At 60.4% G+C, this 23,259-nt stretch carries 22 protein-coding genes; 7 read left to right on the forward strand and 15 right to left on the reverse strand.

The window, feature by feature from the left end; genetic code table 11:
• Positions 1–5: 5 nt before the first annotated feature.
• From C1Y42_RS05575 to C1Y42_RS05635, 13 genes are all read right to left on the reverse strand, one after another.
• The gene (locus C1Y42_RS05575) at positions 6–842 is read right to left on the reverse strand and encodes an MBL fold metallo-hydrolase (RefSeq protein ID WP_104092973.1); all 837 of its coding nucleotides are present in this window, start codon (positions 840–842) and stop codon (positions 6–8) included.
• A gap of 257 nt (positions 843–1,099) precedes the next feature.
• On the reverse strand, positions 1,100–1,603 hold the full coding sequence (locus tag C1Y42_RS05580) for a thioredoxin domain-containing protein (RefSeq protein ID WP_104092974.1): 504 nt from the start codon (positions 1,601–1,603) through the stop codon (positions 1,100–1,102).
• Positions 1,600–2,322, reverse strand: coding sequence for a DsbA family protein (locus C1Y42_RS05585; protein ID WP_104093025.1), 723 nt, complete (start codon positions 2,320–2,322; stop codon positions 1,600–1,602). Before C1Y42_RS05585 ends, C1Y42_RS05580 begins: the two co-directional genes overlap by 4 nt.
• The gene (locus C1Y42_RS05590; RefSeq protein WP_104092975.1) at positions 2,322–4,325 is read right to left on the reverse strand and encodes a protein-disulfide reductase DsbD; all 2,004 of its coding nucleotides are present in this window, start codon (positions 4,323–4,325) and stop codon (positions 2,322–2,324) included. The genes C1Y42_RS05585 and C1Y42_RS05590 overlap by 1 nt, the downstream gene beginning before the upstream one ends.
• Positions 4,326–4,374: 49 nt before the next feature.
• Positions 4,375–4,725 carry a hypothetical protein gene (locus tag C1Y42_RS05595; protein ID WP_104092976.1) on the reverse strand — a complete coding sequence of 117 codons (351 nt, stop codon included), beginning with the start codon at positions 4,723–4,725 and terminating at the stop codon, positions 4,375–4,377.
• A gap of 123 nt (positions 4,726–4,848) precedes the next feature.
• Complete coding sequence (pqqF, locus tag C1Y42_RS05600; protein ID WP_104092977.1) at positions 4,849–7,173, reverse strand: pyrroloquinoline quinone biosynthesis protein PqqF; 2,325 nt, start codon at positions 7,171–7,173, stop codon at positions 4,849–4,851.
• Positions 7,173–8,315, reverse strand: coding sequence for a pyrroloquinoline quinone biosynthesis protein PqqE (pqqE, locus tag C1Y42_RS05605; RefSeq protein ID WP_058758602.1), 1,143 nt, complete (start codon positions 8,313–8,315; stop codon positions 7,173–7,175). Before pqqE ends, pqqF begins: the two co-directional genes overlap by 1 nt.
• The gene (pqqD, locus tag C1Y42_RS05610; RefSeq protein ID WP_021505975.1) at positions 8,302–8,580 is read right to left on the reverse strand and encodes a pyrroloquinoline quinone biosynthesis peptide chaperone PqqD; all 279 of its coding nucleotides are present in this window, start codon (positions 8,578–8,580) and stop codon (positions 8,302–8,304) included. Before pqqD ends, pqqE begins: the two co-directional genes overlap by 14 nt.
• 4 nt (positions 8,581–8,584) lie before the next feature.
• Positions 8,585–9,340 (reverse strand): pyrroloquinoline-quinone synthase PqqC, encoded by a 756-nt coding sequence (gene pqqC / locus C1Y42_RS05615; protein ID WP_021505974.1) that lies wholly within the window; start codon positions 9,338–9,340, stop codon positions 8,585–8,587.
• Complete coding sequence (gene pqqB / locus C1Y42_RS05620) at positions 9,337–10,263, reverse strand: pyrroloquinoline quinone biosynthesis protein PqqB (protein WP_021505973.1); 927 nt, start codon at positions 10,261–10,263, stop codon at positions 9,337–9,339. The genes pqqC and pqqB overlap by 4 nt, the downstream gene beginning before the upstream one ends.
• Positions 10,264–10,318: 55 nt before the next feature.
• On the reverse strand, positions 10,319–10,390 hold the full coding sequence (gene pqqA, locus C1Y42_RS05625) for a pyrroloquinoline quinone precursor peptide PqqA (protein ID WP_010617686.1): 72 nt from the start codon (positions 10,388–10,390) through the stop codon (positions 10,319–10,321).
• A gap of 149 nt (positions 10,391–10,539) precedes the next feature.
• Positions 10,540–11,559 (reverse strand): dipeptidase, encoded by a 1,020-nt coding sequence (locus C1Y42_RS05630; RefSeq protein ID WP_233210686.1) that lies wholly within the window; start codon positions 11,557–11,559, stop codon positions 10,540–10,542.
• Between the two features lie 83 nt (positions 11,560–11,642).
• Complete coding sequence (locus C1Y42_RS05635; protein WP_104092979.1) at positions 11,643–12,572, reverse strand: ABC transporter substrate-binding protein; 930 nt, start codon at positions 12,570–12,572, stop codon at positions 11,643–11,645.
• A 399-nt stretch (positions 12,573–12,971) separates the two neighbouring features.
• Between C1Y42_RS05635 and sapA the strand changes: the two genes are divergently transcribed.
• The 7 genes from sapA (at position 12,972) to C1Y42_RS05670 (ending at position 20,492) form a co-directional block, all read left to right on the forward strand.
• Positions 12,972–14,594 carry an ABC transporter substrate-binding protein SapA gene (sapA, locus tag C1Y42_RS05640; protein ID WP_058758605.1) on the forward strand — a complete coding sequence of 541 codons (1,623 nt, stop codon included), beginning with the start codon at positions 12,972–12,974 and terminating at the stop codon, positions 14,592–14,594.
• A gap of 2 nt (positions 14,595–14,596) precedes the next feature.
• Positions 14,597–15,562, forward strand: a complete 966-nt coding sequence (gene sapB, locus C1Y42_RS05645; RefSeq protein WP_058771287.1) for a putrescine export ABC transporter permease SapB — start codon at positions 14,597–14,599, stop codon at positions 15,560–15,562.
• Positions 15,549–16,439 carry a putrescine export ABC transporter permease SapC gene (gene sapC / locus C1Y42_RS05650; protein ID WP_104092980.1) on the forward strand — a complete coding sequence of 297 codons (891 nt, stop codon included), beginning with the start codon at positions 15,549–15,551 and terminating at the stop codon, positions 16,437–16,439. The genes sapB and sapC overlap by 14 nt, the downstream gene beginning before the upstream one ends.
• A complete protein-coding gene (sapD, locus tag C1Y42_RS05655) occupies positions 16,439–17,434 on the forward strand; it encodes a putrescine export ABC transporter ATP-binding protein SapD (protein ID WP_021505966.1) in 996 nt (331 codons plus the stop codon). The genes sapC and sapD overlap by 1 nt, the downstream gene beginning before the upstream one ends.
• Entirely contained in the window at positions 17,434–18,237 is an 804-nt protein-coding gene (sapF, locus tag C1Y42_RS05660; RefSeq protein WP_059012295.1) for a putrescine export ABC transporter ATP-binding protein SapF, read from the forward strand. Before sapD ends, sapF begins: the two co-directional genes overlap by 1 nt.
• Before the next feature lie 141 nt (positions 18,238–18,378).
• Entirely contained in the window at positions 18,379–19,167 is a 789-nt protein-coding gene (gene fabI / locus C1Y42_RS05665) for an enoyl-ACP reductase FabI (protein ID WP_021505963.1), read from the forward strand.
• 194 nt (positions 19,168–19,361) lie between these two features.
• Complete coding sequence (locus C1Y42_RS05670) at positions 19,362–20,492, forward strand: oxidoreductase (RefSeq protein ID WP_104092981.1); 1,131 nt, start codon at positions 19,362–19,364, stop codon at positions 20,490–20,492.
• Here C1Y42_RS05670 and C1Y42_RS05675 read toward each other — a convergent pair.
• A complete protein-coding gene (locus C1Y42_RS05675; protein ID WP_058774755.1) occupies positions 20,489–21,385 on the reverse strand; it encodes a LysR family transcriptional regulator in 897 nt (298 codons plus the stop codon). The two genes, C1Y42_RS05670 and C1Y42_RS05675, sit on opposite strands and share 4 nt — an antisense overlap.
• A 188-nt stretch (positions 21,386–21,573) precedes the next feature.
• The gene (locus C1Y42_RS05680) at positions 21,574–23,163 is read right to left on the reverse strand and encodes a PTS transporter subunit EIIC (RefSeq protein WP_104092982.1); all 1,590 of its coding nucleotides are present in this window, start codon (positions 23,161–23,163) and stop codon (positions 21,574–21,576) included.
• Positions 23,164–23,259 lie beyond the last annotated feature (96 nt).

Below are 23,259 nucleotides of genomic sequence, written 5' to 3' on the forward strand. Positions count from 1 at the left end.
AAAAGTTAACCGTGCCGACGGAACTGGTTCAGTTCCTGTGCGTCGTGGCTGCAGAACAGTTGCACCTCTTGCGCGTGCTGCAGTGACAGTTCACGCAGCCGCTGCTGATTGCTGTGCCATGCGGCGCGGTCACTGCACATCAGGCGCTGATAGGCGCGCAGGCCCGGCGTACAGTGGCGCTGGCTGTGGTACATTTCACCGCGATAAAACCAGGCGTCGCCGCCATGCAGCAGCCAGCCGCCCTGGTGACGAATCGCCACGCCCGCATGGCCCAGCGTATGTCCCGGCAGCGGCACCAGCAGAATTTCATCGCTGAGATCGTCGACCGCCTTCACCGCATCAAAGCCATACCAGCGCTCGCCGCCGCTGGCATAACCGCGCCAGCCATCGTGCGCAGTCCACTGCTGCGGGCGAAACCGCTGACGCGCCAGCCAGCTGCTGTCACCCGCTTGGGTTACGGTATCCAGTTCACGCTGCAGCAGATGAATGCGGGCGGCCGGAAAATCACTGATGCCGCCGGCGTGGTCAAAATCGAGGTGGGTCAGAATAATGTGGCGCACATCTTCCGGACGAAAACCCAGCAGCTGAATCTGTGCCAGCGCGCTGAGCTGCTCGTTATAGCGAATATTATTCAGCGTGCGGAAAAAGCCCGACAGGCGGCGGTCAGGATGGCGCATGTCCTGCGTGCCCAGACCGGTATCCACGAGGATTAAACCGTGACGGTCAGTTTCCAGCAATAAGCAGTGGCACACCAGTTTAGCGAACGGACCTTTGCTGAAACCGTCGAATAGTGCGCCACCGAGCGGGCACATGCAGCCACAGTTGAGGTGATGAATTCGCATTGTTCTCCCCCAAAATAAAATGGCGCGAGCGCGCCGTTATTAAATGAATAAATAAAAAGTGATTAAACATATATGTGCCATGATGATGGTAATTGCAAATAATCCAGAATTATTCATTTATCGATTTATTTATTACTCATTTAATTTCAATGCATTGAAATATTGTGTGCGGATTTTTAATCAGCAAAAAAATAACCGCAGCGCAAGGTTATTCACGCTACGGTTATTTAACGCGGTCGGTTACCGTTATTGATTAATCAGGCAACGCGTGCCGCCCACCACAGGCGCAGCTTCAGCCCCCAGCTGCTGGTCCAGCCGCTGCTGGTGCTGACCACCTTGCCCTGATGCAGCACGATGAACGTCGGCGTGGCGCTGATTTGCCAGCGCTGTCCCAGCGCCCCGCTTTCATCATTGACGGCGAATCCCCGTACTCCTTTTTTATCCAGCCAGGTGGCAACGCGCGAATCGCTGCCGGATCGCAGAGCCACACTGACCACCTGCGTGCCGTGCTGACTGAGCGCGGCCACCGTCGGTGTGGTGAGTTTGCACACGCCACACCAGCTGGCCCAGACGTAAACCAGCACCGGCCGCTGCTGGCTCAGCGTCGCCAGGTTCACCTCGCCCTGCAGCGCGCTGAGCGGCTGCCGGGCCACATCCGCGGGCAGCTGCGGTGCACGCAGCCAGTCCATGGCCAGCAGCAGCGCCGCTGCCATCAGCACCAACAGCACGCCTTCGCGCAGCCAGCGCGTTACCCGGCTCATGGCTGAGCCTGTAGCGCACCTTTTACCGCGGCTTCCAGCTGTGCATAAGGCACTGCCCCGCTGATCAGCTGATTGCCCACCAGCGTGGCGGGCGTACCCTGCACACCGAGCTGCTGCGCCAGCGTCAGGTTGAGGTTGATGGTGTCGAGGCTGGCGGTGCTCGGCGCCGATAAGCTGATGCCACTTTTGTCCAGCGCGGCGGCGATGCTGGCTTCATCATGGTTGCCTTTCTTTGCCATCAGCCGTTCATGCAGCTTAAGAAAGTTATTCGGCTGCTGCTCCCACACCGTCAGCGCCAGACGCGCCGAACTGAGCGAGCTTTCAGCGCGGTACGGCAGCGGCTTCAGTACCACCCCCACCTGCGGATAGTTGTGCAGCAGTTTTTCGATATCCGCCTCAAACTTTTTGCAAAAGACGCAGTTGTAATCGGTGAAATAGACCAGCGTCAGTGCCGGTTTTTTGGCACCGATGCGCGGTGAGCCGGCATCGTCAAACAGCGCCGCGCGGTTTTTCTCTACCATCTGCGCGACCACGTTTTGCTGCTGGCGCGCGGCTTCTTTATCAAATGCGTCGGCGGCTTCCGCCAGAATCGCCGGATTTTGCACCAGGGTTTCGCGAATCAGTTGTTTGATGCGCGCCTCCTGCTCGGGGGTAAATGGCGCGGCGGCCAGGGCGGGTGCCGCCAGTAACATCAGCGAAAGTAACAGGGATTTTTTCATCATTTTTTTGCCTCAGAGAGTGTTGAAATCACCGCATCACGACTTAATAACGGCGATAAAATCTGGCCGTGCGGCAGTGCCGGGCCATAAATCTGGTTAAAGGGGATCGCTACGCGATCGCGGCGGCGCAGGAACTCGCCGATGGCCGGATCCGGTTGAGTCCAGTCACCGCGCAGCAGCACCACATCCTCTGCGCCGAGGGCGGCACGCACGTCAGGCTGATTCAGCACCCGCGATTTATTCACTTTGCAGGTGATGCACCAGTCAGCGGTGACATCGACGAATACGCGCTTATCCTGCTCCAGCGCCTGATTGATGGCGGCTTCGGTCAGCGGTTGCCACACCAGCGATTCCTCTTCCGGTGAGAGACGCGTCAGCAGTAACAGCGCGCCCGCCAGCGTCACGGTAATGAACACCAGACCTGCCTGCGGCAGCGCGCGGCGTGCGATTAGCCAGCCCGTCAGCGCCAGCATAAGGATGGCCGCCAGCAGAATGGCGACGGTGCTGCCCCAGTGGGGAATCAGCAGCGTCACCAGCCACAGCGTTGCCAGCAGCATCAGCAGCCCCAGCAGCGTGCGCAGATGCAGCATCCAGCGCCCCGGACGTGGCAGGCAGCGCGCCATACCCGGCAGCGCCGCAACCAGCAGCCACGGCAGACTCATGCCGACACCGAGCGCGACAAACAGCAGCCACAGCTGCGGCAGCGGCGCGGTCAGCGCATAGGCGACGGCGGTGCCAAGAAACGGTGCGCTGCACGGCGTCGCCAGCAGCGTAGCAAAGGCCCCCTGGCCAAAATGCCCTGCCAGACCGGCACCGCCGTGCGTCGCCAGCCGGGTAGTCAGGCCGGAAGGCAGGCGGAAATGCAGCAGATCGAACAGACTGGCGCTGAACAGGAACATCACCAGCACCATCACCAGCAGAAAGCCGCTGCTCTGGAACTGAATGCCCCAGCCCAGCGCCTGACCGCTGAGCCGTAGCACGGTCATCAGCAGCGCCAGCAGCAGGAAAGAGAACAGAATGCCGGCGCTGGACGCGAGAAACTGCTGACGCGTCTGGCGTTGCGTCTGTCCCTGCTGCTGCACCAGACTGCTCAGTTTGATCGCCAGCACCGGCAGCACACATGGCATCAGGTTGAGAATCAGCCCGCCGAGCAGCGCCAGCAGCACTACCGACCACAGCGTGGCGTTTCCGGCAGAGGGAGAAAACAGCGGCTGATGGCCAAGGGTCAGCTGGCTTTGCTGAGCGATACCGGCGTCAGCGATAACCAGCGACAGCGCTTTACCGCGCAGGTCCGGCGCGGCCTCGCCCCATTCATCGGTTACTGCCACGCGGGCGGTCAGCATCTCGCCCTGCACGCTGATTTGCGGCGCCGCCAGCATGCTGCCCTGCGGATAATCAAAGAATAGTTCCGGCTGCTGCCAGCCCTGCTGACGCTGCGCCCGGATTTGCAGCGTGCCATCAACGAAGCTGGCATCAAGCTGATCGGTCAGCCCGCTGTCAGCCGGGATCTGCCCCATCGCCTGGGCGAAATCACGTGCAAAATCCGGACTGGCGGGCTGCGAGAGATCGAGCTGGAACGGAAAATCCGTCAGGATGCAGACGTCGCTACAGGTGGACAGCGTCAGCGTGCCGGCCAGCGTGCCCTGCGGGGCAGATTCGAGCACGATGGGCAGCGTAACGTTGCCTTTGTAGCCCTGCGTAGTGAGGCCGCTGACGTCAAAGCGCGCTGGCACTGGCCACGACCAGCGGGCGTTGACATCCGGCGTTTGCCAGCAGATTTCCGGCGCGACGCCGCCTTCGCCCGGCGAGCGCCAGTAGGTTTTCCAGCCCGGCTGCAGGCGAATATCCAGCAGCAGTTGCAGGTGATCGCCCTGCGGCGCGGCGCGCAGGCGCACTTCGGCGTGACTGTTTTGCGCATTGCGCAGCCAGCCCGTATCGGCGGCTTGCACGGTCAGCGCGCAGCTCGCCACGAGGAGCAGCAGGCTCCTGATCAGGAATGTCATAATCGTTTCTCCGGTGAATAACAGGGTTTACGCGGTGGATCGCGTAGTGTTATTCCCGGAAGACGCAGAGCGTGAGATGGCGCCGTCGCAGCGGCACAAACAGCGGTTCACGCCGCCAGACAGTGGCAGACGAGGTCTGGAAGAGCGTGGCGATCAACGCCAGCAGCAGTACGAGGAACGGCAGCGCGGTATCGAGCAGCGGCGCGCTGCCGCTGAGTGACTTAGCGCCCAGCGCACAGGGTTTATCACTGCTGGCACCGTCATCAACGGCGGCGCTGTGAACAGTAATGCTAACGACAGGCTGGGTCGGGAGATTGAAGCTGCGCTGGACGAGACAAAATGCCAGCACCAGACAAACCAGTGCCAGAATCCATTTTGCGCGTTGGGGCGATATCGTCATGCCACAGCCTCAGAGAAAAGTGCGGCCAGTTTATGCAAAAGCAGCAGAAACACCAACCCCTGCTGTGTAAACTTTTGTCTTTATGCCAGCGGGATCGTGCTGACTACTGTAGAGAGGGAGAAATTATTCACGGTGATTAATCAGTAAGCGCCAGCGGCGGCGTTCGCGCAGCAGGCGCTGATGCAGCCGCTGCAGCTGGGGTAACGTGAGCGCGGCGATCGCTTCTGGCGTAAGCACCGGCAGTCCCTGCTGTTTCCGCAGTGCCTCACTGGCGGCGTCGGCGTTCTGGTGTGGCTGGCACTGCGCCAGTAACGTCGCCTGCCAGCCCTGCAGCGTTTCATCGTTGATGGCGGCGAGTTCACTCACCATGTCGCGCAAAAATGCTTTGCAGTGTTGCAGCAGCGTGCGCCAGCCAATGGACGGGGATTGCAGCGCCAGCTGGAGTCCATCCACATCCGCCACGCGCTGGTAGCGCGCTGACACCACGTAGCCAATCTGTTGCCCGACCCGCAGGCGCTGAAAGAAGCGTGGTTCAAACATCAGCGCCAGCGCACGCAGCGCCGCGAGGCTGGCATCATCAGCAGCGGGCAGCGGAATAAACAGCAACAAGGCCTGATCGTTCGCCGCACAACGCAGCGCGCTGACGCCGTGCTGTAGCGCAGCCGCGCGCGCCGGCGCAGGCTGAGGCTGCACCACCTCGCTCAACCCGTGCGCGGCATGCTGACTGACGCTTTCGCTGTGGCCGCACCAGGCGGCCTGCCATGCAGGATGCGCAGCCGGGGCCAGCAACTGCTGCGGTAGCGCTTCCAGCAACTGACGAATCACAATACTTTGTGCAGCACGGTGCGGTTGCGGCAGCACCGGCGCATTCAGCGCCGCCAGCACGCCAGGCAGCTGCTGCAGCGCGGGCATTGCATCGTCAGGCAGATTAATCACCAGTTGCCAGACGCCCTGGTGCTGTTGCCAGCGTCCGCTGCCACCGGCATGGCGCAGTGCGGCCAGCCGTGGGCGCAGCTGCTGCTGCCAGCTTAGCGCCGCCTCGTCACTCAGGGTGTGATAAAACGCCGGGCGCACCAGCAGCGTTTCCCTCGGCTGCACCGGGCTTGCGCGCAGCAACGGCGGGCAATTTGCCGGGAGTTCCGGCGAATGCCGGACGTCAGCGCAAGGATAAAATGACCAGTTAACCGGCGCGACCGGGCCAGCCGCGGTCGGTGGCCATGGCGCGCGCTGCAGACAGAATCCCTGCGTGGTATAAGGCACGGCGGACAGCTGTCGCTGCGTCAGCAGCCGCGTGCAAGAGGCCTGTGGCAGCGCGGCGATGAAACCGGTGAAATCTGCGGGAATGTCAGCTGACGGCGCCGATCCCAGCGCCCGTCCGCGCAGCTGCGTCAGCGGCGACAGCGCAGCGAAATCCTGCTGTGCCAGTTGCAAATAGTGGCGATGCTGCGCTGGCGTGGCGGCGCGCACCGCACGCAGATGCTGCCAGAAGAGCTGTTCAATGCGTCTTGCCGCCGACGCTGACAGCGCTGGCGCACTGAAGCGCAACGCCAGCCAGCTATGATCGGCACTCTGCCACAGCCATTCACACTGCAGCGAAGCGCACAGTTGCTCGCTGCGCAGCTGCGCCATCAGGCTGCCAGGGGCTTCATCCTGCCAGAAAGCCTCCAGCAATGTGACGTTGTCACGCAAAGCGTTTTCTTCGCCGGTGATAAACAGGCTAAGCCAGAATGACTCTTCACCGGCAAGCTGGATGAGCGTTTCAACTGGCTCCGGCGCGGAAATGGCTGGCAATAAGGAGTGCGCCGCACCGCCTGACTGGCGAACAGCAAACGCCTCAGCCAGCTGCTGTAATTCACCCAGCGATTGCGGTCCGCTCAGCCACAGCTGCTGGTTGGCGGCGACAAAATGCTGCTGATGAAACAACCGTAGCGCCTGCTGCAGCTCCGTTACGTTGTCACCAAAAGTCGCCGCACTCCCGACGCGAAAGCGGCGCAGTGCGCCACCGGCCGCGTCGAGCAGCGCTGCTTCACTCAGCGTTTCGGCATGATGCCGCAGCAGCTGATATTCTGCCTCAATGACCGCCGCTTCCCGTGTAATCGCCGTACCGGTCAGCAGTGGCGCAGCCAGCATATCTGCCAGCCTTGCCACGCCCGCCGCCAGCGCCTGCGCCGGCAGCTGGAAGAACCAGGCACTGCGGCTGAGTTGCGTGGTGGCATTCACCTGACCACCCTGTTGCTGCAGCCACGGCATCAGGCGCTCATCGCCGGTAAAGCCCGCGCTGCCGCAAAACAGCAGATGTTCCAGCAGATGCGCCAGGCCGGGCCAGCGATCGGGTTCGTGCAGGCTGCCCGCGCCGACGCGCACCAGCGCCGCGCTTTCCCGCGCGTCGGGCTGGTGCGACAGATGACAGCGCAGACCGTTAGCCAGCGTCAGGCTGCGTTCGCACATCAGGTGACCCGCTGTTTGAAAATCAGCTCAGAGTTGCTGCGGTTGCGGAACTGCAGCTGGGCGATTTTGATATCGCTGCAGCTGGCTTCGCGGCGAGCCTCAAGAATTTTTCCGTGATGCGGCGACTTGCTGCACACCGGGTCGGTGTTGTCGGCATCGCCGGTCAGCATGTATGCCTGGCAGCGGCAACCGCCGAAATCTTTCTCTTTCTCATCGCATGAGCGGCACGGTTCCGGCATCCAGTCGAAGCCGCGATAGCGATTGAAGCCAAACGAGTTGTACCAGATATCCTCCAGGCTCTGCTCCAGCACTGAGGGGAACTGCACCGGCAACTGGCGCGCGCTGTGACAGGGTAACGCCGTACCTTCCGGCGTCACGCTGAGAAATATCGATCCCCAGCCGCCCATACAGGGTTTGGGCCGCTCTTCGTAGTAATCCGGCGTGACGAACAGCAGATTGGTGAGATTGCCGCTGCTGCCCATGCGCTCACGGTAGCGCGCAACCACCGCTTCGGCGCGGGCAATCTGCTCGCGCGTTGGCAGTAATCCCTGACGGTTAAGATGCGCCCAGCCGTAGAACTGACAGGTGGCCAGTTCGACATCATCCGCCTCCAGTTCAATACACAGATCGATGATTTTATCGATCTGGTCGATGTTATGACGATGCAGCACGAAGTTCAGCACCATCGGGTAGCCGTGCTTTTTCACCGCTTTTGCCATCGCCAGCTTCTGCTGAAACGCCTTCTGCGAACCGGCCAGTGCGGCGTTCAGCGTTTCATCACTCGCCTGGAAACTGATCTGGATGTGATCCAGCCCGGCGTCGGCGAAGGCATCGAGCTTTTTCTCCGTCAGGCCAATGCCGGAGGTGATCAGGTTGGTGTAAAAACCCAGATCGCGCGCGGCGCGAATCAGCTCCGGCAGATCTTTGCGCGTCAGCGGTTCACCACCGGAAAAGCCCAGCTGCACGCTGCCCATGGCGCGAGCCTGACGGAAGACCTCGATCCACTGTTCGGTGCTCAGCTCTTGTTCCTGCTGCGAAAAATCCAGCGGGTTCGAGCAGTAAGGACACTGCAGCGGGCAGCGATAAGTCAGCTCCGCCAGCAGCCACAGCGGCGCATTCACGCCAGGTTTATTCGGGTTCACGACACTGGATCCACTTCTGTTCAATGGCCGATTGCAGGAAGTCTTTGACGTCATCATCGACGCCGCCCGCCTCCGGAAAACGCGCATTGAGCGTGGCGATAATGGCCGCCACATCCTGCTTGCCGGTCACCAGTTCCAGAATGGCGGCAGCGGTTTCATTCAGCTTCGCCATCCCCTCCGGGTAAAGCACCACGTGGCTGTCCTGCGCGGCTTCCCACTGCAGACGATAGCCGCGGCGAAACGCCGGAATCAGAGTCTCTTTCATGTGATTACACCAGTCTTGTACTGTGCCAGGCGACCTGATCGGTCACCGTGTGGTACGGCGGACGCTGCAGCGCGTATGCCATGGTCATGGCATCCAGCATGGTCCAGAGAATGTCGAGTTTAAACTGCAGGATCTCCAGCATACGGTTCTGCTGCTCAGCGCTGGTAAAGACTTCCAGCGCCAGCGCCAGGCCATGTTCGACATCGCGGTTCGCCTGGCTCAGGCGGCTGCGGAAGTAGAAATAGCCTTCCTCTTTGATCCACGGATAGTGCTGTGGCCAGCTGTCGAGGCGTGACTGATGAATCTGTGGGGCAAACAGCTCAGTGAGTGAGCTGCACGCCGCTTCCTGCCAGTTGGCGCGACGCGCAAAGTTGACATAGGCATCAACGGCAAACCGTACGCCCGGCAACACCAGCTTCTCTGACAGCAAGACTTTGCGATCGAGACCCACCGCTTCTCCCAGCTGCAGCCAGGCTTCAATGCCGCCTTCCTCGCCGTTACGGCCGTCGTGATCGAGGATACGCTGTACCCATTTACGGCGCGTTGCCGGATCCGGACAGTTGGCCATGATCGCCGCATCTTTCAGCGGAATATTGGTCTGATAGTAAAAACGGTTCGCCACCCAGCCCTGAATCTGCTCGCGCGTCGCGGCACCGTTGTGCATCGCGATATGGTAAGGATGGTGAATATGGTAATACGCGCCTTTGGCACGCAGCGCCTGTTCAAAGGCTTCGGGTGACAACGCCTCGGTAATGATCACGATGCGGACTCCTGCAAATGAATCGCCATGCCGTCCCAGCTCACTTCAATGCCCTGCTGCGTCAGGAACTGGCGCTGCGGCGAATGCTCGTTGAGGATCGGATTGGTGTTGTTAATGTGAATCAGAATTTTGCGTCTGGCCGGCAGCGCGGCCAGCAGCGCCATCAGCCCCTGCTCTTCCGCCAGCGCCAGATGGCCCATGGCTTTGCCGGTATTTTTGCCGACGCCGGTGGTCAGCAGCTCATCATCCTGCCACACCGTGCCGTCGATCAGCAGGCAGTCGGCTTTTTGCAGCCACGGCATAATCACCGCATCCGGTTCGCCGAGGCCCGGCGCATACAGCAGCGTCTGCCCGCTGGCGGTGTTTTCGATAAACAGCGCCACGTTATGTCCCGGCAGCGGACGATCGCGATACGGCGAATACGGTGGCGCATTGCTGAGAATTGGAATGGCGGTGAATTGCAGACTGGCGCAGACGTCAACGCGAAACGGCTCAAGCGGCGTGAGCGCCCGATGCTGCAGGCCGCCGTTCCAGTGCTGCAGCATGGTAAAAATCGGGAAACCGCTGGTGAGGTCGGCATGCACTTCCGGCGTGCACCATACCTGATGCGGGCAGCCCTCACGCAGGCTCAGCAGACCGGTGGTGTGATCAATCTGGCTGTCGGTCAAAATAATGCTGCCAATCGCCGTTCCGCGCAGCACGCCGTGTTTCACCAGTTCCGGCGTGCGGGCGATTTGCTGGCTGATGTCCGGCGAAGCGTTGCACAACACCCAGTCGGTACCGTTATCGCTGACAATGATTGAGGATTGGGTGCGCGCCTGCGCCTGGAGCGTGCCGTTACGCAGCCCGCTGCAGTTGGCGCAGTTACAGTTCCACTGCGGAAAGCCACCGCCAGCCGCCGAACCGAGGACTTTAATAAACATGTGAAGGACCGAAGCAGGAAAAGAAAATGCCCGCACGAACGGCGGGCAGGACGTCTTAGCGGTTGGAGATGTACAGCGTTACTTCCAGGCCCAGACGCAGGTCAACAAACTCAGGTTTTTTCCACATAATATTCTTCCTCATAGTCTTAAAACGCAGAGCAGGCTCTGCTAAAAACATTGCGACAGAAACAAAGCTTCCGCCAGCAATGGATAACGCGGGGCGATGTTGCGCCAATGTAGCGAGCAGATCAACCCTGATTGCGTAAGGAAATACACTTAAGCCTGCCAGATTTGGTGCAATACCCGCTGCCAGTTGCCCCAGGCAAGTTGTTCCAGCAATGCCTGATCATAGTTGAGACTGCGCATCAGCGCATACAGCCGCGGCAAACCGGTGACATCTTTAAGCTCTGCGGGCACGCTGATGCCGTCAAAATCCGAGCCCAGCGCGACGTGATCGCTTCCCATAATAGTCATCAGATGCTCACAGTGTTTAACAATTTCGATCAAGCCGCCATCATCGTCGCGCTTACCGTCGGCGCGCAGAAAGGCGTTGCCGAAATTAATGCCGACCACGCCACCGCTATCGCGAATCGCCCGCAGTTGGTCGTCGGTGAGGTTGCGCGGCTGCGCGCACAGCGCGTGCGCATTCGAGTGGCTGGCGACCAGCGGCGCGGATGAGAGCCGGGCCGTGTCCCAGAACGCTTTTTCATTCATGTGCGACACGTCGATCATCATGCGCTGCTGATTTGCCAGCGTGATCAGCCGCTCGCCGTCGGCGGTCAGTCCCGGACCGCTATCCGGCGAACCGGGAAACGCGCCAGTGACGCCAGCGCCAAAGCGATTTTCCAGATTCCAGAACGGACCGATGCTGCGCACGCCCGCCTGCCAGAAGGCGGCAAGGTCGGCGCCGTCGCCGTCAAAACCGTCCGCGCCCTCAATGTGCGCCACCATCGCCAGCACGCCGTCGCGCCGGCAGGCGGCGATATCGGCGGTGCTGAGGCACAGGCGCGCCCGGCCGTCAGAACGGGCAACCAGCGTTTTCAGAATCTCCAGCTGCTGCCACAGGATCTCCAGCGGCTGCCACGCTTCACCGGCCAGCTGAGGTGCTACTTCGCTGACGTAGCGCTGCGGCGGCACAAACAGCGCAAACAATCCGCCGGAAAAGCCGCCCTGCTGCATGCGCGGAAAATCGAGGTGTCCTTTTTCGATACCGGTAAAGAAGGCAGTGGCCGGATCGTCGCGATGATGCAACCACAGGTTGAGCAACAGGTCATTATGACCATCAAAGGTTTTGATTAACATTGGGTTATCCGCCACGGATTTGATGCCGCCATGCTACGCGCATCCCGCCTGTTCGCCAAATACCGGCGCACAAAGGGTTACTGTTGTGCCACCTGCAGACCGCGATAAAAGGTCGGCTTGACATCGAGTGGCTGAGTAATCAGGCCGTACTTTTGATAAAAGTCGGCGGTTTCCTGCTGCTGTTGTACGGTGTGGTCGTCAATGCTCTGCCAGTGTGACTGACGTCGGGCAAAAGATTTGGCGGCAGCCTCCTGAGGAAAACCGATGATTTTCGCCAGCCTGGCGGAATACGCCTCAACGTGGCGATTGGCCCAGCGGTCAGCGGCCGCCAGCCGGTTAATATAATCCTGCAGCGCCGCACGTTTACTGGCGTCACTCAGTGCCGCATCGGTGGCGGCGAGAAAGCTGTTGCCGCTGGAGAGCCCCACGCCGTTGATTAGCACGCGCCCGGTATGCGTCACTTCTGCCAGCGCGGTGTAAGGATCCCAGGTTGCCCACGCATCGACGGAACCACTCGCCAGCGCAATGCGCGCATCGGCAGGCGTGAGAAAGCGCCAGCTGACGGCTTTATCGCTCAGCCCGGCACTTTCCAGCGCTTTCAGCGCGATAAAATGACCGATCGACCCGCGCCCGGTGGCGATGCGTTTACCGCGCAGATCCCGCGGCGTTTTGATGGGTGAGTCCGGCGCAACCAGTACCGCCAGCCCGGCCGGGGTGGATTTGCTGACGGCCACCGCTTTGACCTGCGAACCCGCGGCCAGTGAGAACAGCAGCGGCGCATCACCAATAATTCCGGCATCAACCGCCCCGGCATTCAGGGCTTCGGCCAGCGGAGCGGCGGCCGGAAATTCCGCCCATTCGATACGGTAGGAGAGATCGTTGAGCTGCTGCGCTGCCTCCAGCTCGGCGCGCATGTTGCCCTTTTGATCGGCAATGCGCAGGGTAACGCCGTGCGCCGCGACGCTGCCGCTGGCCAGTAACAGCATCGTTAAAGTCACTCTTTTCATTATCATTTCTCTGCAGATGAAAAGCCCAGACTACCCTGCGCGTAACAAATGACCGATGCCGATTTCGCATGAGGATTGCCGGAAGGAACATAACGATGCGCGGCTGATGAGGGCGCAAAAAAAAGCCCGCAACACGAGGTGCGGGCAACGTAATACTGGAAGCAATGTGAGCAATGTCGTGCTCTTCTTCGGTAGAGCCACCGTCGAAGCGCAGAAGAATAATAATCATTCCTATTATCATCTGTAAAGCTCTAATTGAGAATTTTTCTCATTTCCACACTAATGTTGTGCTTACCACCGTTGCCCGCTGGGTAAAAAAAGCGCAGATACGCGGCGGATTTGGGGAGTACGCTTGCTTTGCGATACACTCTCGCTATTGCCCGAGAATCGTTGAGTTCTATGCCAAAATTATTCCCCGCGCTGCTGCTTGGTCTCAGCGTCCTGAGTGCCTCTGCGCTCGCCGCGCCCGCGGACTCTATCCGCCACAGCGGCTTTGTTTATTGCGTCAACGGCACGGTTAACACCTTCAACCCGCAGATGGTCAGCAGCGGGCTGGTGGTCGATACGCTGGCGGCACAGTTGTATGACCGCCTGCTCGACGTCGACCCTTATACCTATCGCCTGATCCCCGATCTGGCGCAGAGCTGGGAAGTGCGCGATAACGGCGCGACTTACCGCTTCCACTTGCGCAAAGATGTTTCGTTCCAGCATACCAACTGGTTTACGCCGACGCGCAAAATGAACGCCGACGACGTGGTCTTTAGCTTTGCCCGCATGTTCGATCGCCAGCATCCGTGGCATAACGTCAACGGCGGCAGCTATCCCTACTTCGACAGCCTGCAGTTTGCCGACTCGGTGCAGAGCGTGAAGAAGCTGGATAACGACACGGTAGAGATCCGCCTCAACAGCCCGGACGCCTCGTTCCTGTGGCATATCGCCACCCATTACGCGCCGGTGTTGTCGCAGGAGTACGCCAGCCAGCTGAGCGCGGCAGGCCAGCAGGAACAGCTGGATCGCCAGCCGGTGGGCACCGGCCCGTTCCAGCTGAGTGAGTACCGCACCGGGCAATATCTGCGTCTGGCGCGCAATCCGCACTACTGGAAAGGCGTGCCGCGTCTGCAACAGGTGGTGATCGACCTCGGCGTGGGCGGCACTGGCCGCCTGTCGAAATTGCTGACCGGCGAGTGTGACGTACTGGCCTACCCGGCCGCCAGCCAGCTGTCGATTCTGCGCGACGATCCGCGCCTGCGCATGACGCTGCGTCCCGGCATGAACATCGCCTATCTGGCGTTTAACACCCGCAAACCGCCGCTCGACCGTCCGGAAGTGCGCCACGCGCTGGCGCTGGCAATCAACAACGAGCGGCTGATGGAGTCGATTTATTACGGCACGGCGGAAACCGCAGCCTCGATTCTGCCGCGCGCCTCGTGGGCTTACGATAATGATGCGCGCGTGACGGAATACAATCCGGCAAAAGCGCGTGAGGCACTAAAAGCGCTGGGCATTGAAGATTTGCATCTGCGCCTGGTGGTGCCGACCACCTCGATGTCGTGGAACCCCAGCCCGCTCAAAACCGCCGAGCTGTTGCAGGCGGATCTGGCGCAGGTGGGCGTGCGCGTCACCATCGCCCCGGTTGAGGGACGTTTTCAGGAAGCACAGCTGATGGCCATGAACCACGATTTAACCCTGACCGGCTGGGCCACCGACAGTAACGATCCGGACAGTTTCTTCCGCCCGTTACTGAGCTGCGCGGCGATTCGTTCGCAGACCAACTACGCGCACTGGTGTTCGCCGGCGTTTGATGAGGCGCTACAGCGCGCGCTGCTGTCGCAGCAGCTGTCGGCGCGTATCGACAGCTACGATCGCGCCCAGCAGATGCTGGCGCAGGCGCTGCCGGTGCTGCCGCTGGCGTCGTCGCTGCGCCTGCAGGCTTACCGGCACGATATTAAAGGCCTGGTGCTGAGTCCCTTCGGTAACGCCTCGTTCGCCGGGGTTTACCGCGATGAGCACGGCGAGGAGTAAGCATGATCATCTATCTGTTGCGTCGCATGCTGTTGCTGATCATCACCCTGTTCTTACTCTCGCTGGTGAGTTTCAGCCTGAGCTATTTCACCCCTAACGCGCCGCTGGAAGGCGCCTCGCTGTTCGATGCCTGGTGGTTCTGGTTTAAGGGGCTGCTGCAGTTTGATTTCGGTGTCTCCAGCACCAACGGTCAGGCAATTGATATACAGCTGCGCGAGGTGTTTCCCGCCACGCTGGAACTGTGCGTGCTGGCGTTTATGCTGGCGCTGCTGGTTGGTATTCCGCTCGGCATCTGCGCCGGCGTAATGCGCAATAAATGGCAGGATAAAGCCATCAGCGCGCTGGCGCTGCTCGGCTTCTCAATGCCGGTGTTCTGGCTGGCGCTGCTGTTTACCCTGCTGTTCTCGCTGACGCTGGGCTGGCTGCCGGTTTCCGGCCGTTTCGACCTGCTCTATCCGGTGCAGAACATTACTGGGTTTGCCCTGATTGACGCCTGGCTTAGCCCTTCACCGTGGCGGCATGAGATGCTGGTCAGCGCGCTGACGCACCTGATTCTGCCGGTGATCGTGCTGGCTGTGGCACCGACTACCGAAGTGATTCGCCTGCTGCGCAACAGCACCAGCGACGTGATGGATAAAAATTACGTCAAGGCAGCGGCAACGCGCGGCTTGTCGCGCTTCACCGTGATTCGCCGTCACGTGTTGCACAACGCACTGCCGCCGGTGATCCCGCGTCTTGGCCTGCAATTCTCGACCATGCTGACGCTGGCGATGATCACCGAAGTGGTGTTCAACTGGCCCGGACTGGGGCGCTGGCTGATTAACGCCATCCGTCAGCAGGATTACGCGGCGATCTCCGCGGGCGTGATGGTGGTTGGCGGGCTGGTGATTCTGGTCAGCGTACTGTCGGATATTATCGGTGCGGCGCTCAATCCGCTGAAACACAAGGAGTGGTATGCCCTCAGATAACATCTACGCCGAGAAGCGGCTGCCGAGTGCGTTTCGCCTCAGCTGGCAGCGCTTTTATCGCGATACCAGCGCCATGATTGGCCTGTACGGCTTCGGCATCCTGCTGTTTCTCTGCCTGTTCGGCGGGCTGCTGTCCCCTTACGGTATCGACCAGCAGTTTCTCGGCTATCAGCTGTTGCCGCCGTCGTGGTCGCGCTACGGCGATGTCTCCTTCTTTCTCGGCACTGACGATCTCGGGCGCGATGTGCTAAGCCGTTTACTGAGCGGCGTGGCGCCGACGGTTGGCTCTGCGCTGCTGGTTACGGTGCTGGCAGCAATCTGCGCGCTGCTGCTGGGCGTGCTGGCGGGGATAACCCACGGTTTGCGCTCGGCGGTGATGAATCACGTGCTGGATACGCTGCTGTCGATTCCCTCTCTGCTGCTGGCGATTATCGTGGTGGCCTTTCTTGGCCCGCGGCTGGAGCATGCAATGCTGGCGGTACTGCTGGCGCTGATCCCGCGTCTGGTGCGCGAAATCTACACGGCAGTGCATGATGAGATGGAAAAAGAGTATGTGGTGGCGCTGCGGCTGGATGGCGCGCGCAACCTGAATATTTTGTGGAATGCGGTGCTGCCAAACGTCCTGCCGCTTCTGGTCAGTGAATTTACCCGCTCGCTGTCGATGGCGATCCTCGACATCGCCGCGCTCGGCTTTCTTGACCTCGGCGCGCAGCTGCCCTCGCCCGAATGGGGTGCGATGCTGGGTGACGCGCTGGAGCTGATTTACGTGGCGCCGTGGACGGTGATGCTGCCGGGTGCCGCGCTGATGATAAGCGTATTGATTGTTAACCTGCTGGGCGATGGCATCCGTCGCGCCGTCGCTGCGGGAGTGGAATAATGCCGTTACTGGACATCCGAAATCTGACCATTGAATTCATGACCGCTGAAGGTCCGGTGAAAGCGGTCGATCGCATCAATCTGACGCTAAACGAGGGCGAAGTGCGTGGCCTGGTGGGCGAATCCGGCTCGGGGAAAAGTCTGGTGGCGAAAGCCATCTGCGGCGTGACCAAAGATAACTGGCGCGTCACCGCCGACCGCATGGTGTTCGATGATATCGATCTGCTGCGCCTGTCGCCGCGCGAACGGCGGCGTATCGTTGGCCATAACGTGTCGATGATTTTTCAGGAGCCGCAATCCTGTCTCGATCCTTCTGAAAGTGTCGGCCGCCAGCTGATGCAGGCCATTCCACGCTGGACCTTTAAAGGCCGCTGGTATCAGCGCCTGTGGTTCTGGCGCAAAGAGCGCGCCATTGAGCTGCTGCACCGCGTCGGCATTAAAGATCACAAAGACATTATGCGCAGCTTCCCGTATGAGCTGACCGAAGGCGAATGTCAGAAGGTGATGATCGCCATCGCGCTGGCCAATCAGCCGCGCCTGCTGATTGCCGATGAGCCGACCAATGCCATGGAACCCACCACGCAGGCGCAGATTTTCCGTCTGCTGAGCCGCCTCAATCAGAATAACAACACCACGATTTTGCTGATCAGCCATGACCTGCGCACCATGAGTCAGTGGGCGGACCGCATCAACGTGATGTATTGCGGACAAACGGTGGAAACGGCGCAGAGTGACGATCTGATGGAAACGCCGCACCATCCGTATACGCAGGCGCTGATCCGCGCTATGCCCGACTTTGGCCGCGCGCTGCCGCATAAAAGCCGCCTGAATACGCTGTCCGGCGCGATACCGTCGCTGGAACATCTGCCGATTGGCTGCCGTCTCGGTCCGCGCTGCCCTTACGCGCAGCGTAAATGCATCGAAACGCCGCGCCTGAGCGGCACTAAAGCGCATCTTTATGCCTGCCACTTCCCGCTGAATATGGAGAGCCAATAATGGAAACCCTGCTGGAAGTGCGCAACCTGAGCAAAACCTACCGCTACCGCACCGGGCTGTTCCGACGCCAGCATGTTGAAGCGGTGAAAAACGTCAGTTTTACCCTGCGCGAAAAGCAGACGCTGGCCATTATCGGCGAGAACGGTTCGGGCAAATCCACGCTGGCGAAGATGCTGAGCGGCATGGTGGCGCCAAGCGAAGGTGAGATGCTGATCGACGATCACCCGCTCTCTTATGGCGATTACGGCTACCGCAGCCAGCGGATTCGCATGATTTTTCAGGATCCGTCGACGTCGCTCAATCCGCGCCAGCGCGTCAGCCAGATCCTTGATTTTCCGCTGCGGCTGAATACCGGGCTTGATGATGAAGCACGCGAAAAGCGCATTATTGCCACGCTGCGTCAGGTCGGGCTGCTGCGCGACCACGCCGGCTACTATCCGCACATGCTGGCCCCCGGCCAGAAGCAGCGTCTGGCGCTGGCGCGCGCGTTGATTCTGCAGCCAAAGGTGATTGTCGCTGATGAAGCCCTCGCCTCGCTGGACATGACCATGCGTTCGCAGCTGGTGAACCTGATGCTGGAGCTGCAGGAGAAACACGGCATCGCCTATATTTATGTTACTCAGCATCTTGGCATGATGAAGCACATCAGCGACCAGGTGCTGGTGATGCATCAGGGCGAAGTGGTGGAGCGAGGCGGCACCGCTGACGTGCTGGCCTCGCCGCTGCACGACTTAACCAAACGGCTGATTGCCAGCCATTTTGGCGAAGCGTTAACCGCCGAGGCGTGGCGGCGCGAGCGTTGAGTGCTACGGCCGTAGCGGAAAACGCGGCGCGATTTACCCCATTTGATACAGACGTGCTAGAATCCGCACGTCGATTAACGTCGGTCGCACAATTTTTAATCATCGCGACCGCCAACAACAATGACCATAAGGATTACAGCTATGGGTTTTCTTTCCGGTAAGCGCATTCTGATTACTGGCGTTGCCAGTAAACTTTCCATCGCCTACGGTATTGCGCAGGCGATGCACAAACAGGGCGCAGAACTGGCTTTCACCTACCAGAACGACAAACTGAAAGGTCGCGTGGAAGAGTTCGCTAAAGAACTGGGTTCAGACATTGTTCTGCCGTGCGATGTGGCAGAAGACGAGAGCATCACTGCCCTGTTCACTGAACTGGCAAAAACCTGGCCGAAATTTGACGGCTTTGTTCACTCCATCGGCTTCGCCCCGGGCGACCAGCTGGATGGCGACTATGTGAACGCCGTTACCCGTGAAGGCTTCAAAATCGCGCACGACATCAGCGCCTACAGCTTTGTGGCGATGGCCAAAGAGTGCCGCGCGATGCTGAACCCGAACGCAGCACTGCTGACCCTCTCTTACCTGGGTGCAGAGCGCGCTATCCCGAACTACAACGTGATGGGTCTGGCGAAAGCGTCGCTGGAAGCCAACGTGCGTTACATGGCGAATGCGATGGGTCCGGAAGGCGTGCGTGTTAACGCCGTGTCTGCTGGTCCAATCCGTACCCTGGCCGCATCAGGCATCAAAGATTTCCGTAAGATGCTGGCACACTGCGAAGCGGTTACCCCGATTCGCCGCACCGTCACCATCGAAGACGTGGGTAACTCTGCGGCCTTCCTGTGTTCAGACCTGGCGGGTGGTATCACCGGTGAAGTGGTGCACGTGGATGGCGGCTTCAGCATTGCCGCGATGAACGAGCTGGAACTGAAATAAGTTCTGCGGGCGAGCCAGGTGCTCGCCCTTTTTCTTTTCTCTCCCCGCCTTATAGCCACACGCTATTAATTATTCCCCATCATTCTTTTGCCGTGGACAGCCGTTCAGCGACGATAAGCTAGCCCTTGAGTGGCGATGCGCTTTTCAGATTTGCCCGTTGTGCACTCAGTCCGTTTTTTGCGAAAGGAATGACCATGGAACACCGCCGTTCTCCCGGCCATGACCACTGGTTTTATGAAAGCCAGACTCGCCCGCATACGTCCGCTACTGCTCCCCTGGTTCCCGAAGCCGCTCATATTGATGACCGTTTTCTGCTCGGCCTGCAGCAGGAAGCCAGCGCCCTGCAGCCGCTGCTGCAGCACTTTCAGCCAGTGCTACAGGCGGCACGTGACCTGAGCCATACCCTGCTGCCCGATGCGGTCAGCACTTCGCTGACCCATACACTAACGCTTTACGATCGTCTCAGCACCGCACTCACGGTGGCGCAGGTGGCTGGCGTGCAGCGGCTGTGCAATCACTACTCGGCGCGGCTTAATCCGCTGCCGGGACCGGATTCTTCGCGCGAAAGCAATAATCGCCTGACGCAAATCACGCAGTATGCGCGCCAGCTGGCGATGCAGCCGGAGCTGATTACCGCCAGCAGCATCAGCGCGCTGGATGCGGTAGGCCTGACTGAACCCGATATCGTTACGCTCAACCAGCTAGTAGGCTACGTCAGCTATCAGGCGCGCGTGGTCGCCGCGCTTCAGGCGATGATGGGCCTGCCGGTGCGCTGGATCCCTGGCGTCACGCCGCCCGCAGACGCCGATGCGGCGCTGTTCAGTCAGGCTGCTGCCTGGCAGCACGCCATCAAGCCGGTTGAGCTGCGCTATGCCAGCGCTGACCAGCTGGCGGCGGTGACCTTTTGTCAGGGTATGGCCGGACTCGACGACGCCGTCTGGCTGCTGGTGCACGATGCCCAGGCGCTGTATGGCTGGGCGACGCTGCGTCAGCGGCTTGAGGCTTATGGTGGGGAAGAGGAACAGCTGGCGCAGGCAGTCAGCGCGCGCGTGCTGGGCTGCCGACGCCAGTTCGCGCAGCTGGCGAACGGCTGGCGCACGCATTTGCTGCACGGTGTGGATCAGGCCAGCGATGACAGCCTGACGCAGCAGGTAATCGCGCTGAGCGCCCAGCTTACCCGGCTGCCGGAGCGCTTCAGTGCTGCCCATCTGCAGCCGCTGTTAAACGCGGGCTGGGGCAGCGAGCGCCTGTTCACGCTGATGCAGGCGGTGGCATTTGCCAGCTGGCAGGATCGACTGCTGATGGCGCTGGGCGAAGCGCGCTAATCCGCCAGGTGGCGTCGTGCTTCGTCAAAGAAGTGCTGCGACAGCGGCGACGCCCTGCCCGGCTCGGCAATCACCAGCGCCGCCTGACGTCCCATCGGCGCGATATCAATCGGCCGGCGCGCCAGATGGTGCAGCATTTCCGGTAGCAGATGGCCGCAGGGCGACACCATGACGCCCAGGCCAACCTGCGCACTCTGAATCAGCTGCATCACCGAGGCGCTTTCCACAATCACTCGCGGCAGCACGCCGGTTTCACGCAGCTGTCCGTCGAGGTAACGCCGGAAATAGCGCGTGGGCTCGGCCAGGCACAGCGGCTGGCTCGCCAGCGTGTGCAGCGACAGCCGCTCATGCTGCAGCAGCGCCGGGAAATGATCGGGATGGAAAATGGCTTCGACGCCGCGATCGTTGAGCAGCGCGGTCTGGAAATGCAGTTCCCGCAGTGACGTCAGCTCAAAAAAGCCGATACCGCCGTCCACGGTGTGGCTGTTAAGCGCTTCCAGCAGTTGATCGGCGCTCATGGCGGAAACGCGATAGTCGAGTTGCGGATAGCGCGCTTCCACCGCTTTCAATAACGCCGGCAGCGCCACGCTGCACTGCGGCATCACGCCCAGCCGCAGCGTGCCGTTGACGCCGTATTTGAGCGACTCCACTTCCAGCTTCAGTCCCTGATACACCGAAACAATTTCGCGCGCCCACGTCAGCACGCGTTCCCCTTCCGGCGTGAAGCCGTCAAAGTTGTTGCTGCGATTGATCAGCGACAGCCCAAGCTCACGCTCAAGGTTTTTAAGCCGCATCGAGAGCGTGGGCTGGCTGACGAAGCTGGCCTCCGCCGCGCGGCCAAAATGGCGCTCGCGCTCCAAATTGCACAAATAAATCAATTGCTTGATGTCGATTTTCTTATCCACCGTCGAATTTTTATCGCGTTATGGTAGCAAAACTCGTCGCGCCCCAACGCGCACTCAGCGAAGAAATTTCTGCGTTGTCAGGCGGATTGCTCAGGCGGATAGCGGGTGATGTATACGCGGAGACGCGGCGGGTCGCCACCGACCGCGCCCCACATGATTAACGGTACCGCCCGGCATCAGGCGACGCCGAGCGCACTTTTCACCTCGTTAGCGATTTTCTCGACCTGCGGCCCGTAAATCACCTGCACATCGTGCTCACTGACGCGGTTGACGCCGTTGGCACCGGTCGACAGCAGCGTTTGATCCACCACTTCTTTCATCTCTTTGACCCGCACGCGCAGGCGAGTGAAGCAGCAATCGACGTCCTCTATATTGGCCTCTCCGCCCAGCCCGCTGATGATCACGCGGGTGCGTTCATCCGCCGCCACCTGCAGCGGTTTGGCTTCCTCTTCGGATTCGCGCCCCGGCGTTTCCACCTGCATCCGGGTAATCACCAGGCGAAAGCCCCAGTAATAAACCGGCGCATAGATGGCGCCCAGCACCAGCGTCCACCACCAGTGGGTTTTGCTGCCGCCGAGAATGCCAAACACCAGCAGATCAATCGCGCCGCCCTGCACGTTACCGATCATCAGGTGCAGCATCGACATCAGCATAAATGACAGGCCGGTCAGCAGCGCGTGCATCACGTACAACACCGGTGAGACGAAGATGAAGCAGAACTCCAGCGGTTCGGTGATGCCGGTGGTAAACGAGGTCAGCGCGCCGGCCAGCACCAGCGCTTTGACCCGCTGCTTATGTTCAGGTTTGGCAGTGTGATAGATGGCCAGCGCGGCGGCGGGCAGACCGAACATCATTACCGGGATTTTGCCCTGGGCGAGAAACTGCGTGGCGGTACGCACGGTGTCGTCCGGAATCGCGCCGGGATGGGTCAGCGAGGTGTTGAAAATATTCAGCGCGCCGACGATGGTCTGGCCGTCCACCGTCGCCATGCCGCCAATCGGCGTAAAGCGCACGGTTTCATTGAGGATGTGATGCAGGCCGGTCGGGATCAGCAGGCGCTCGCAGGCGCCGAGCAAAAAGGCACCGTACTGACCGCTTTTACCGATCATCTGACCGACCCACGCGATGCCCTGACCGATGGTTGGCCAGATAAGCGCCAGCAGCACGCCCGTCAGCGGCAGCACCACCACCGTCACGATGGGCACAAAGCGACGCCCGCCAAAAAAGCTGATCGCCGTGGGCAACTGCTGGGTATAGAAGCGGTTGTGCAGCATCACAGTGAGCAGGCCGGCAATCACCCCGCCCAGCACGCTCATGTTGTAGGTAAAAATGCCGAGCATGTCGATGTACTCGGCTGACGTCATCATGGCGCTGGTCTGGTCCATGCCCGCCTGCTGCAGCGCTTCGGGCGTAGTGGTGGCTGCCGTCAGCCCTTTCGCCGCCAGCGTGGCGCTGATCCCCACATTCATGGCGATATAGCCAATCACTGCCGCAAACGCGGCGGTGGGTTTCTCCGCTTTGGCCAGCCCAATTGCGCTGGCGACGGCAAAAAATACCGGCAGGTTGGCAAACAGCGCGCCCGCCACTTTACGAATAAAACCGATGATCAGCTGCGGCACCTGCAAACTGGCAAATGCTTCACCGGTGATCGCCGGATTCTGCAACGCGGCGGCCAGACCGAGAAAAATACCGGCGGCAGCAATGACGGAGATCGGCATCATTAAGGCTTTGCCGAATGCGTGAACCTGACTGGCAAGTTGCTTCATGGAGCGCGCCCTTTTGCTAACGGAAAGAGCAATTATTAGCCAGCATTTGGCCACACACTTACCCGCCGGCACACGGCAGCGGATAATTTATGATGG

Origin of the sequence: Pantoea sp. ICBG 985 (genome assembly GCF_002928365.1) — a bacterium.
In the GTDB taxonomy this organism is placed as follows: domain Bacteria; phylum Pseudomonadota; class Gammaproteobacteria; order Enterobacterales; family Enterobacteriaceae; genus Pantoea; species Pantoea dispersa.

What these genes read in the sequence shown, in the direction of transcription:
- fabI (WP_021505963.1), top strand. Translation starts at nt 18,379, where the DNA reads ATGGGTTTTCTTTCCGGTAAGCGCATTCTGATTACTGGCGTTGCCAGT.
- pqqD (WP_021505975.1), bottom strand. Translation starts at nt 8,580, where the DNA reads ATGAAAGAGACTCTGATTCCGGCGTTTCGCCGCGGCTATCGTCTGCAG.
- sapB (WP_058771287.1), top strand. Translation starts at nt 14,597, where the DNA reads ATGATCATCTATCTGTTGCGTCGCATGCTGTTGCTGATCATCACCCTG.
- sapF (WP_059012295.1), top strand. Translation starts at nt 17,434, where the DNA reads ATGGAAACCCTGCTGGAAGTGCGCAACCTGAGCAAAACCTACCGCTAC.
- C1Y42_RS05595 (WP_104092976.1), bottom strand. Translation starts at nt 4,725, where the DNA reads ATGACGATATCGCCCCAACGCGCAAAATGGATTCTGGCACTGGTTTGT.
- sapD (WP_021505966.1), top strand. Translation starts at nt 16,439, where the DNA reads ATGCCGTTACTGGACATCCGAAATCTGACCATTGAATTCATGACCGCT.
- C1Y42_RS05680 (WP_104092982.1), bottom strand. Translation starts at nt 23,163, where the DNA reads ATGAAGCAACTTGCCAGTCAGGTTCACGCATTCGGCAAAGCCTTAATG.
- C1Y42_RS05590 (WP_104092975.1), bottom strand. Translation starts at nt 4,325, where the DNA reads ATGACATTCCTGATCAGGAGCCTGCTGCTCCTCGTGGCGAGCTGCGCG.
- sapC (WP_104092980.1), top strand. Translation starts at nt 15,549, where the DNA reads ATGCCCTCAGATAACATCTACGCCGAGAAGCGGCTGCCGAGTGCGTTT.
- C1Y42_RS05580 (WP_104092974.1), bottom strand. Translation starts at nt 1,603, where the DNA reads ATGAGCCGGGTAACGCGCTGGCTGCGCGAAGGCGTGCTGTTGGTGCTG.
- C1Y42_RS05585 (WP_104093025.1), bottom strand. Translation starts at nt 2,322, where the DNA reads ATGAAAAAATCCCTGTTACTTTCGCTGATGTTACTGGCGGCACCCGCC.
- C1Y42_RS05670 (WP_104092981.1), top strand. Translation starts at nt 19,362, where the DNA reads ATGGAACACCGCCGTTCTCCCGGCCATGACCACTGGTTTTATGAAAGC.
- sapA (WP_058758605.1), top strand. Translation starts at nt 12,972, where the DNA reads ATGCCAAAATTATTCCCCGCGCTGCTGCTTGGTCTCAGCGTCCTGAGT.
- C1Y42_RS05635 (WP_104092979.1), bottom strand. Translation starts at nt 12,572, where the DNA reads ATGAAAAGAGTGACTTTAACGATGCTGTTACTGGCCAGCGGCAGCGTC.
- pqqF (WP_104092977.1), bottom strand. Translation starts at nt 7,173, where the DNA reads ATGTGCGAACGCAGCCTGACGCTGGCTAACGGTCTGCGCTGTCATCTG.
- C1Y42_RS05575 (WP_104092973.1), bottom strand. Translation starts at nt 842, where the DNA reads ATGCGAATTCATCACCTCAACTGTGGCTGCATGTGCCCGCTCGGTGGC.
- pqqB (WP_021505973.1), bottom strand. Translation starts at nt 10,263, where the DNA reads ATGTTTATTAAAGTCCTCGGTTCGGCGGCTGGCGGTGGCTTTCCGCAG.